Raw genomic sequence first — 9389 nt, forward strand, 5'->3', positions numbered from 1 at the left:
GCAGCCGGCACAAGAACCGAAGCAGACAAGGGGTACTGAGTTGCTAGTTTCAATGGTTTCCGGTCCGCGCCTGATCGTCTCGTCGGCCACGACGGTGGTCGCTGTTGCCGGCGACACGCCGTGGGGCTGATCAGCCTCTCCCGGGCAGGCCGACGGAGGGCCGCCGCAGCGGTGTCCCTCCGTCGGTCAGGTGCCACCTTCCTCACGAAGCCGGAAGTGGTTCGGCCATCGCCACGGCTATCTTGCGTGGCCCGGTGAACGGCTCACGGGCGTGAGCCGCAAGCATGTTGTCGACGATCAGTACGTCGTCGCGCTCCCAGTCGAAGCGGCGCTGGGCGGCTCGGTAACAGTCGCGCAGGTGCGCCACGACCTCGTCGGGGATTCGCCCGCCGTCGCCGTAGTACGTGTTGGTGGGCAGGTCCGCCTCGTCGAACATCTCCCGCAGCCCCTCGCAGTCCTCCTCGGGCAGCGTGGTCACATGGAAGAACGTGAGGTGGTTGAACCAGACGGTCTCGCCGGTCACCGGGTGCTGGTGGACCGCCCGGCGGCGGGCCGTCGTACGCAGGCCGTTGCGCCCGACCCACTGGACCTCCACACCGCTACGCGCGCAGTAGCGCGCGACCTCCGCCCGGTCGGTGGTGTTGAACGCCTGCTGCCACGGCACCCCGAAGCCCTCGGTGAAGTTGCGCACCACCGTCCAGCCGCGCCGGGTGAATTCCTCCAGCACACTCGGATCGATCGACCGTAGGATCCGGCGCGTGTCGGCCAGCGGCGTGGCACCCTGCGTGTCGGGCGGGGTGATGCAGTAGAAGAACAGCGTCAACGGCCAGGTCGCCTGGTACGAGTTCTCGTTGTGCAGGAAGATCTCCTCGGTCGGTGGGTAGTCCGTCGAGGTGTAGACCTGGCCCTCGATGGTGCTACGCGGTGACGACCGCTCGGCGTAGGACAGCGGCGCACCGGACACCGCCCGGACGACCCGTTCGAACCCGCTGACGCCGCCGATGTCGAAGCCACGCAGCAGGACCGCGCCGTGGGTGTGCAGCTGTCGACGGACCGATTCCCGGATCCCGGCGATCTGACTCTCGGCCGGTGCGCCACCGCTGGGCGCGGTAAGCACAGCGGGCAGTGTCGACTCATCGCTTGACACCGCGGGTATGAGGCGTACGGGCGTGATGTTGCTCGTGGTCACCATCGGCTCCCTTCGTTGCATCTGGTGGTCGGGTCGGATCAGCAGGGCCCCGGGTCGCCGGCTCCGACGTCTCGGCCGGATCCCTGGCGGCACACGTCGAGCCAGGCGGCCGGGTCGTCGGGGTTGTCCGGGACGCGTTCGCAGATGACGTAGCGCCGTGGTGTCATCGCCGTCGGATACGCCTTCACCGCTGCCAGGCAAGCGGCGTGGGCCTGTTCGGTGGTGCGGATGGCCTCGGTCCGCGCCAGATGAGCGACCAACGGCAGGCCGTCCACCTCCGCGAAGATCCTGGCACCGGTCGACGGCAGGCTGTCGTCGAGCAACCGTTGCACCTCGGCCACCTCGATCCAGCAGCCGTCCACGAGCAGCCAGCCGGGGCCCCGCTGTACCGGGCTGAGCGGGATCGAGTCGCGGATCCCTCGGGCGCCGAGGTCAGCGGACCCGGCCGCGATCAACAGGTTCTCGACCGCCAGGAGCAGCGATTCGACCTCGTCGTCGGGGATGCGGCTGGTGTCGCTGCTCCAACAGCCGAGACGCAACTGCCCGTCGGTGCCGTAGAGATCGAAGCGGATCAGCGTGGTGCCGGCGGGCATCGGCTGCCGCCGCAGCTGCGTCGTGCGTCGCGCGGCGACCAGTTCATCCGGCGTGGGTACCGGTGCCGTGGCCCGTCCTGCCGCCCGACCAGACTCGATGACAAGGTTGTTGAACAACGGTTCGCAATCGAATACGACGCCGCGCTCGTGCTCGGTGCGGCGTGCGATGGCACTCTGCCGGTCCACGTCGTAACGGCCGTGCCGGCTCGCGTCGACCACAGCAGCCCACGCCTGCCGGACCAGCCGGTCGAAGGTGGTGTCACTGATCGTGAGCGTGATCGACGCGAGCTGCGCGAGGCTGCCGACGTGCTGCCGAAGGTGCGGCTCGAAACGATTGGCCGACAGGGTGGGGAGCACGAGTTCCTGTACGCCGGTCCGGTGCGAGAGCACCGCGCCGATCGCCGCCAGCACGACGCTGGCGCGACTCGTCCTGGTGCGCGCCGTCACCGCTCGCAACGCCATCCCGGCTGCGGTGGAGGTCATCTCGACGGAGACCGACCCGGTGCCGGCGGCGACCCGCGGGACCGGGTACAGGCACTGCGGCATGCGGGAGAACCGGTCTTTCCAGTAGCTCAGCACCGATTCCTCGTGCCGCAGGGCCTTGGGCGAACGTTCCAGGGCGGCCAGGTCCAACGGCTGGATTGGTGGTCCGCCGGCCGGTCGTGCATCGCGGTCACGGATCAGGTCCGCGAACTCCCGCTTGATGATCTCCATGGCCTGATAGTCGACCGCGAGATGCGAGCAGCCGATCACCGCGGCCTGCACCACCCCGGCGGAGCTGGTGGACGCCGCACCGGATGACACCGCGACGGCGACCCGGACCGGCAGTTCGCCGATGCGGTACGCCCCCGCGGCGCGCAACCGCCGGGTGAGGTCCCTGGCCAGGCTCGCCCGGTCGACGAGTTGTGGGTCAGCGGCCTCGATCGCGTAGACCTCTACGACAAGCTCGCCGGTGGCGTGTACGAACTGCTGCGGTTCGACGCCGTCCACGTAGGTCGTACGTAGTCCTTCGTGCCGCTCGATCAGGACCGCGAGTGCCCGGGCGACGTCATCGACCACGGTCGAGGCCGGAACGTCGAGTTCCCCCGCGACGGCCGCGAAGAACTGCTCCGACTCACGACGCAGCCACTGCAGAATGTTGTACTGGCCGATGTTGAGGGGCCCCTCGGCCGATCGCGTTCCGTGGAACCGCACGGTCACCGGTGGCAGCGGGACCAGGCTCACCGATCGCCCCCGACGCCGGGGCGCGCGGGTTCCGGTTGCCTGGTGGGTCCGCGTCGTCCGGGTGCTCGGCGCGGCACTGTCGGTGTGCCCTGGTGAGACCATGTGCGCCAGGCTATTGAGCGCTCCACGCCGCGCAGTAGAGAAGGACCGGTAGCGACTCGGGGCCGGGCCGTGTGCGCTGTTCTGCCGGTTGTTCTCTGCGTGCGCCGGCCCTGCCGGGCCATCATCGATCTGCGTCCATCATGTGTGCGCCGGCAAGGTCTGCCGGGTGGGTCTGCGTTTCGTCCACTCGGCCGGCCCGTCCGGCAGGTCGCCGACCGCCGGGTGGATGACGACGCACTCGATTGTGGGAGGCTCGAATGAGCGTATCGATCCGTCAGCGGATCACCGATATCGCGGAGATGTCAGCCGATCGGCCTGCCCTCGTCGGCTTCGACGAGAACTTCGTCGAGCAGGTACTGACGTGGCGGGAGCTGGCCGAGCGGAGCGGCCGGCGGGCGGACGCACTGGTGGACGCCGCCGCTTTGAAGACCGGTCCGGGCGTGGTCGCGATCGAGGCGAACAACACGATCCAGTCGGTGGTCGACATCGTGGCCGTCCTCTCCGCGGACCTGCCACTGCTGCCGCTGAACCCGGCCTCACCCGTACCCGAGCGGGAAAAGCTCCTCAACTTCATCGGTCAGACGTACGGGCGGCCCCAACTCATCGACGCCGAAGCCGAAGCCGAAGCCGAAGCCGACGCCGACCCGGGACGACCGGCGCGGTCGCCGGCGGCGATGGCCAGCCGGATCGCCTACCTGCTGCCCACCGGCGGCAGTTCCGGCCGGCCGAAGATCGCGATTCGGCCCGGACCACTCGGCTACGATCCGCACCAGGTGCCGTTGCCCCTGCGCCGTCGCGCCGGCTGGCGGGCCGGTCAGCGGCAACTGATTCTCGGCCCGCTGCACCACGCGGCCCCGTTCACCACGCTGCTGGACGGGCTCCTCGACGGCAACACCACAATTCTGCCGCCATACTTCCTGCCGGCCTGGACGGTGGAGCTGGTCGAGCGCTACGCCGTGGAATGGATCCAGCTGACCCCGGCACACATGCGCACGATCCTCATGCTCCTCCAGCCCGACCCGGCGTCCTTCGCCAGCGTGCGTACGGTGATGCACACGGCTGCGTCGTGTGACTCGTTCACCAAGAAGCGGTGGATCGAGCTGGTCGGGCCGCAACACCTGTACGAGGTGTACAGCTCGACCGAGAACATTGGCGGCACCCTGGTGCGGGGGGACGAATGGCAGCAGCGGCCGGGCACGGTGGGCCGAGGATTCTTCACGAAGATCAGCATCAGGGACGACGCCGGGAACCGGCTCGGCCCGGGACAGATCGGCAAGGTGTTCATGCGCGCCGGTCGGGTCTCCAGAGGAGATGCCTACCTGGGCAGCCAGCTGCTCGAAACGACGGCCGACGGTTTCGCCAGCGTCGGCGACTTCGGATGGCTCGACGCGGAGGGCTATCTGTTCCTCGCCCCCCGTCGGCACGACGTGATCAACGTGGGCGGTGAGAAGGTCTACCCCAACGAGGTCGAGGCGCAGTTGCTGGAACACCCCGCGGTGCTGGACGCCGTGGTGGTGGCGGCCGAGGACCAGGTGCTGGGCTCTACGGTCGGCGCCTACGTCGTGTGCAGGCCGGGAGCCTCGGTCAGTACCGGTGAGCTGATGGCGCACTGCCGGGCTGGTCTGGTCAACTACAAGGTGCCGACGCGGGTCACATTCGTCGATCAGGTGCCGCGCTCGGCCGCCGGAAAGCTCGAACGTTGGCGGCTGGCCGGCCAGCGGGGCTGATCGCGGTCAGGTCTTCACCTCGCCGGCAGGCTCGTTCTTGTTGCTCTGCGTCGTCAGCCGGCCGGCGGCCCGGCGCAGCGCGCCCAGCTCGTCGATGGAACGTGAGTGCCACGGGTTGTTCTCCTGCATGGCGAACGCGTTCGCGGCCTGCACGAAGAAGTGTTCCGCGGTATCGAACTCACCCCGGCTCAGGTACACCCGGCCGAGACCGAACAGGGCGTGTGCATGAACATTCCGCTCCTGCGTCATCCGGCAGATCTCGACAGCCTCGCTGAAGTGAATCTCGGCGGCGGTGAACTCGTTCTGCTCCAACGTGGCCCCGCCGAGGCCGATCAGGGCGTAGGACTGGCCGATACGGTCATCCTGCGCCCGAGCCAGATCCAGTGCCGACTGGAAGACAGCCTTCGCAGCCAGCGACTGCTTTGAATCGGCAAACACCTCACCGAGCCGGTACAACGCCTGGGCCTGAAGGCGACGGTTTCCCAGCTGTTCACCCAGCGCCATCGACTCTTTCGCCAGGATCTCGGCCCGCTCCGGGGCTCCGAGATCCAGGTGGCTACGCGCGAGTCCACTCAGTACATGAGCTTGTGCGCCCAGGTCGCCGACTGCCCGGAACTTCTCCAGCGCCTGCCCGTAACGCAGCACCGCCATGTCGGGTCGACCCTGGATCCGGTCCAGGTGCGCAAGGTTGCGCAGCGTCAATGCCACCCCGGTCTGATCGCCGACCGCATCGAACAAGCTCATCGCGTGCAGCAGGTTCTCGCCATCGTCCTCGGCGTGTTGGGCTACGCCCAGCGAGCCGAGTGATGCCAACACGGCGGCCTCGCCCCGGCGATTGCCGGCCCTGCTGGTGGCCTCCAGCGCGGTGTTGTGGGTTGTACGCCATTCGGCGAACAGGCCGCGCCTTTCATACAGGGCGACCGATACGGTGGCCAACTCCCAGCACAGTTCGTCCAGCCCCAGCTCCGCCGCCTGGCGGATCGCCACCTCCAGCGTGATGCGCTCTTCGTCGAACCAGGCGGTGGGATCGCCGAGGAAGCGGTCGAATTCGGCATGTGCGCCGGCCCATCGGGGTGCCGTGCCGTGCAGAACCGCGAACCGCCCCCCGTAGATTCGATGATGAGCCTCCTCGGCGAAGGCGAGCAGGGCACCGAGCGATCGGTTGACCGCCACTATGCAGGTCTCCCGGTCGTCCTGCGTCAGCCGGTGCTCGCTCGCAAACACCCGCACGAGCTCGTGGAATCGGTAGCGGGGTTGCTTGGTGAGCGCGGAAAGGTGGGCTTCCAGCAGCCGGACGTCTACGAGCTCGTCGAGGAGCGCCGTGGCCTGCCTCGAATCGCAGTCCAGCAGAGCCGCCGCGGTCCACGCGCTGAACTCGTGTAGCTCCAATGCGCTGAGCAGCCAGAACAAAGTCTGCGCCGGCACGGTGAGGGACTCGTAGACGTCAGCGAGCAGCGAGCGGACCGCGACGTCACCGTGGGACAGTTCGTCCAGCCGAGACCGTTCGTCACGCAGTCGATCCAGCAGGGTGCCGACGGCCCAGTGCGGGTGCGCAGCCAGTCGCACCCCGGCGATCCGCACGGCCAGGGGCAGGCCACCACACATCTCGGTCAGCGCCGCCGCGGCCTCAGGCGCCGCGGCGACCCGCTGCCCTCCGCAGATCTGGCCGAGCAGGGTAAGGCTTTCGTCGGCCGACATCATGTCGACGTCGACGGCTCGGGCGCCCGGAATGCCGGCGAGCCGGCGGCGACTGGTAATCAGCACCGCCGGGCCTGGCACGCCGGGGAGCAGGTCGGCGATCTGGTCCTCGTTGCCCACATCGTCCAGCACGATCAACAGCCGCCGCGTCGCGAGCTGGCTCCGTAGTAGGTTGATCCGCTGGCCGGGTGCGACCGGGATCGCCGCCGGGGCGACGCCGAGTCCGTGCAGGAGATCGCTGAGTACCGCTTCGGTCGAGCGTGGCTGCGTGGTGCTCCCGTAGAGGCAGGCGTACAGACTGCCGTTGACGAACTTGGCGCGCAACAGATGCGCGACGTGCAGGGCCAGCGAGGTCTTTCCACAGCCCGGCGCGCCGGTGATGACCGCGATCGGCACCTGTTTGGTGTCCTCGCTGGTCAGCGTGGCGGTCAGGGTTTCGATAAGCGCCGCATGGCCGACGAAGTCCGGCAGATCTGCGGGCAACTCCTGCGGACGGTGCACGCTCGTGGCGGTCTCGGTTCGCTTGTCGTCCACTTCGCCGCTGATGCTGCTGTCCTGGCTGAGGATCGCGCGTTCCAGCTTGCGCAGGTACTGGCTCGGCTCGATGCCGAGTTCGCCCACCAGGTTGGTGCGGGCCGTACGGTACGTTGCCAGCGCTTCTGCCTGCCGTCCTGACCGATACAGCGCGAGCATCCGGAACCCCCAGAGGCGTTCCCGCAGGGGGTACTCCGTGGTCAACGCGACCAGTTCCTCGACCAGTTCCCGATGACCGCCCAGGCCCAGACGGATCTCGGCGCGGTCCTCCAGCGCCATGATCCGCCGCTCCTCCAGACGGTGGGAGACGACTTCGGCGGCCCGGCCGGGCACTCCGCCCAACGCCGGTCCGGACCAGATGTCGATCGCGCGGTCCAGGTGCGTCAGCGCCTCGTCCAGCCGACCTTTGGCTGCGGCGGACCGGCCCCGGGCGAGAGCGTCGTCGAACATGAGGTAGTCGAGTTGCTGACGGTCCACCCGGATGGAGTACCCGAGTGGGCTGGTGTCGATGATCTCCGGACTGCCGAGGGCCCGGCGCAACGCGGAGATGCAGATCTGGATCTGACCACGCGCGCTGGTCGGCGGGGAATCGTCCCAAACTGCGCCGATCAGCTTTTCCACGGTCACGACATGGTTGGCGGCCATCAGCAAATTGGCCAGCACTATACGTTGCCGCGGGGAGGTTATCGGCACGGGGGAACCATCGACCACGGCTTCCAATGTTCCGAGAACCCGGAACTCGACTCGCACCATGTCGGCCAGCATACGGTATCACGGAACGACGATCATCAATCACTTTTGTTCCGGAAGTTCTTCGGTCGGCAACCGGGCGCACTCGAGCGGGGCCGCGGAGCAGGGATACCGCGAGTAACCTCAATTCGTCGGGGGCGGTTTGACCGGTTGCAGATCGTCTTACTGATGACCGGTGACGGACGAAACCCCGGTAAATTCTGAACGATAGTTTGGTCGCTCGATGTCGTGAGGATCCGGCATGTCGTGTGGTTCCGGCTTGATCGGTTTGTCCGACCCGCGGGATGAGGCAGCGCTGCTTCGGTCCCGGAGCTCACCGGACCTGTCGCTCACCGGCGCCTGATGGGCGCAATCTGTTCGACGACGGGGTAGCCGGGCAGGGCCGAGGCCAGAGTCGCGACGGTCGGCCAGTCGAACAGGGCCCGCTCCGGCAGCTGCCGGTCCAGAGCGATGCACAACCTGGCCACGGCCTGCGTCGCGAGCACCGAATGGCCGCCGATGTCGAAGAAGTTGTCGTGTCGCCCGACCTCGTCGAGATTCAGTACCTCGGCCCACACCTCGGCGATGGCCCGCTCCGTAGTGGTGCTTGGCCTGTCCTCTTCAGCGAGCGACGACTGTGCATAGCTGATCTCGTTCATCGTCCATTACCCCCTGGCCGGTGACAATATGGCGTCGGATAGCGAACAGTCGCAGGTCCGCCGCCCTCGGGAGAATTGTGGTCCGCTTGGCCGGCGCGGGGCAAGGATAGGCGGTAAGAAGCAACGGCAGTCAACCACTTCCGGAACTTCTGCCGATTTTTCTCTGCGATCACTCAAGCTTTGGTGGCACATTGGCGACTGTTGTCAATCCGCGCCGACGGCTCGGATTGCCGCCGTTACTGAAGGAGCGGATTGATGGTTGGCTTGGCAGAGTTCGCATCCACCCTGCTGGGGCATCCGGCCGTGCGTGATGCCCGGGCGACGACGATCCGCCACGACGATCGGGACGTCACGATCGGCGTGGTCGAGTTTTCCCAGTACGTAAGCGGGCCGGAGCTTCGTGGCTACGTGTGGGACCGGCTCGGTGCGGGCTGTGGATTGGACGGGGTGCTGCTCGTCGACGCCATGCCGCTTGCCGGCAACACGCTCGACACCGAATACGTCCGGTCCGCCGTCGTTGCCGGCACATGCACCCTGTTCGAAGGTCCGGTCGACGGCGTCGAAGAGCGGCTCCTGTCGATCTGGGCCAGCACCATGAACCTCAAGTGGATCGGCGTGCACGACGACTTTCTGGACCTCGGCGGCGACTCGATTGTTGCGGTCGAGGTCCTTGCGCAGATCGAGGACGAGTTCGGCACGGCGCTGGACGTCTACGACTTCATGAGCACCTACCACATCCGCGGTGTAGCCGGCCTTCTGAGCGAACCTCGGGTACTGCAGCAGCAGTAAGTGAGTGGGGGAGCCGCAGCAAGTCCCGCGTGTGCGGGTATGGGTTGGCCTGCGGGTCGGCGGGAGTCGCTATTCGGTGAAAGTGTATGTCACTGAGATATATTCATGTCTCAGTGACATGCCCGAGTGGTGATGATCCGCGTCG

At 67.4% G+C, this 9389-nt stretch carries 6 protein-coding genes; 2 read left to right on the plus strand and 4 right to left on the minus strand.

Going from position 1 to position 9389, the window contains the following annotated elements; translation table 11 throughout:
• Window positions 1-202: 202 nt before the first annotated feature.
• Both KBX71_RS06780 and KBX71_RS06785 read right to left on the minus strand, forming a co-directional pair.
• Window positions 203-1174 (minus strand): TauD/TfdA family dioxygenase, encoded by a 972-nt coding sequence (locus KBX71_RS06780; RefSeq protein WP_374102587.1) that lies wholly within the window; start codon window positions 1172-1174, stop codon window positions 203-205.
• Between the two features lie 53 nt (window positions 1175-1227).
• On the minus strand, window positions 1228-3006 hold the full coding sequence (locus tag KBX71_RS06785; protein ID WP_210817148.1) for a condensation domain-containing protein: 1779 nt from the start codon (window positions 3004-3006) through the stop codon (window positions 1228-1230).
• A 359-nt stretch (window positions 3007-3365) separates the two neighbouring features.
• Between KBX71_RS06785 and KBX71_RS06790 the strand changes: the two genes are divergently transcribed.
• Window positions 3366-4835, plus strand: a complete 1470-nt coding sequence (locus KBX71_RS06790; RefSeq protein ID WP_210817149.1) for an AMP-binding protein — start codon at window positions 3366-3368, stop codon at window positions 4833-4835.
• A gap of 6 nt (window positions 4836-4841) precedes the next feature.
• Here KBX71_RS06790 and KBX71_RS06795 read toward each other — a convergent pair whose 3' ends face one another.
• Together KBX71_RS06795 and KBX71_RS06800 are read right to left on the minus strand one after the other, a co-directional pair.
• Window positions 4842-7820: a BTAD domain-containing putative transcriptional regulator gene (locus KBX71_RS06795; protein ID WP_210817150.1), complete on the minus strand. Its 2979-nt coding sequence runs from the start codon at window positions 7818-7820 to the stop codon at window positions 4842-4844.
• A 326-nt stretch (window positions 7821-8146) separates the two neighbouring features.
• Window positions 8147-8455 (minus strand): phosphopantetheine-binding protein, encoded by a 309-nt coding sequence (locus tag KBX71_RS06800; RefSeq protein WP_210817151.1) that lies wholly within the window; start codon window positions 8453-8455, stop codon window positions 8147-8149.
• Window positions 8456-8710: 255 nt separating this feature from the next.
• Between KBX71_RS06800 and KBX71_RS06805 the strand changes: the two genes are divergently transcribed.
• Complete coding sequence (locus KBX71_RS06805; protein WP_210817152.1) at window positions 8711-9244, plus strand: acyl carrier protein; 534 nt, start codon at window positions 8711-8713, stop codon at window positions 9242-9244.
• Window positions 9245-9389: the final 145 nt, after the last annotated feature.

Source organism: Micromonospora sp. D93, assembly GCF_018070365.1.
Classification (GTDB): Bacteria; Actinomycetota; Actinomycetes; order Mycobacteriales; family Micromonosporaceae; genus Micromonospora; species Micromonospora ureilytica.